This window comes from Treponema sp. R6D11 (assembly GCF_054786075.1).
Window position 1 is genome coordinate 1 of the sequence record NZ_BDHD01000870.1, and the last position, 465, is coordinate 465.

1 pseudogene is annotated in these 465 nt (G+C 52.3%); it reads left to right on the top strand.

Features of this window, described 5'->3' with window-relative positions:
• Positions 1–228: 228 nt before the first annotated feature.
• A pseudogene (locus tag ACYVTD_RS16575) lies at positions 229–465 on the top strand (uridine kinase family protein); the annotation flags it as partial.

Sequence of the window (465 nt, forward strand, 5' to 3'; positions counted from 1 at the left end):
GTAGTAACTGTTGCCCAGCGAATGTCCGACGTATACGCCGTGGTGCGGGGAAATGTTTCTTGCCGCTATAGCAAGGACAAAGGCAAGGGTGCGCCTGTAGATCATCGCCCCTTCCGGCGAGTCTACGGGAATTGGCTCGACGTACGCGTTGACGAGGAGGGAAGTGCCGAGCGGGCGGATTTCGTTGTTTACTTTTACAGCCGCGATTTCATTGGCGGGAATTCCAAAATTTTCGAAAAACGCGACAAGGTTAAAGTGATCCTTATCGCCGGCCCTTCAAGCTCTGGAAAAACGACAAGCGCGAAAAGGCTTTCCATAGAACTTATGGTGTTGGGGCTTAAACCCATCGCCGTAAGCCTGGACGATTATTACAGGGGGACGGCCTCCACCCCGAAAGACGAAAACGGCGAACCTGACTACGAATGTCTTGAAGCGTTAGACGTGCCTTACCTAAACGAACAGTTG